Source organism: Melaminivora alkalimesophila (genome assembly GCF_000282995.1).
GTDB lineage: Bacteria > Pseudomonadota > Gammaproteobacteria > Burkholderiales > Burkholderiaceae_C > Melaminivora > Melaminivora alkalimesophila.
Window position 1 is genome coordinate 1 of the sequence record NZ_ALEE01000653.1, and the last position, 1,043, is coordinate 1,043.

Consider the following 1,043-nt stretch of genomic DNA (forward strand, 5'->3'; position numbering starts at 1 on the left):
CTCGGCCATCAGCCGCTGCAGCCCGGCTGCCTGGTGCGGGGCGGTGTCATGCCACATCGGCCAGCCCCTGCTGCAGCCCCACCTCCGCGGTTGCGGCTGCGGGCGAGAAGAAGAAATTGAGCTCTGCCTCCTTGGGGTCGAAGGCCGAGCGCACGCTGGTGCGCATGGAGGCGGCCACCAGCTTGCCGGCCTGCGCCGCTTCCCAGTCTTCGGGCACGCGCTGGCCGTTGGTCACGCCGCGCAGCACCATCTGGTGGCGGATCAGCGCATCCAGCGCCGGGCCGAGCTTCACGGCCTCGTCCACCTTGGACAGGAGCGCCTGCTGCGAGCCGCTGGACTTGAAGCCGCCGATCACCTCATCCAGCGTGTCGCCGTGGCTGCTGGCGTTGAGCACCAGCAGGCGGCGCACGCCCGGCAGGTCCAGCAGCCCCAGCAGGTCGCGCTTCCGCGGGTCGCGCGGCGCGACGCCGGTGGTGTCGATCAGCACCATCTTCTTGGACGACAGCAGCCCCAGCAGGTCCTGCAGCGCCGCACGGTCGTGCGCCAGGTGGGCCACCACGCCGAGCATGCGGCCGTAGGAGCGCAGCTGCTCGTGCGCGCCCATGCGGTAGGTGTCGAGCGTGATCAGACCGACGCTGGCCGGGCCGTGGATGCGCGCGCACAGCGCGGCCAGCTTGGCGGTGGTGGTGGTCTTGCCGACGCCGGTGGCGCCGACCAGCGCCCAGACGCCGCCCTCCTCGTACAGCGGCAGCGCCTGCGCGTCGGTGCGCAGGTTGCGCTCGAGGACTTCCATCAGCCAGCGGATGGCGTCCGCCGCGCCCAGCTGCTCGGGCAGGTGCTCGAGCACGGCGCGCGCCAGCGCGGGCGAGTAGCCGGCGCGGATCAGCTTGAGCATGAGCTGCGACTGGATCGGGTTCTGGCGCGCCTGGCCGAGCCAGGCCAGGGTGTTGAAGCGCTCCTCGATCAGGTCCTTCATGGACTGCAGCTCGTGCATCAGGTTCTGCTGGCCGGCGGCCGCGGCGAGCGTCGGGGCCGCGGCGGCC

At 72.2% G+C, this 1,043-nt stretch carries 1 protein-coding gene; it reads right to left on the reverse strand.

Annotated elements, in window-relative coordinates:
• Positions 1 to 46: 46 nt before the first annotated feature.
• Positions 47 to 1,043: flagellar biosynthesis GTPase FlhF (gene flhF, locus A612_RS12740; RefSeq protein WP_019374853.1), on the reverse strand; the 997-nt coding region annotated here is incomplete at its 5' end.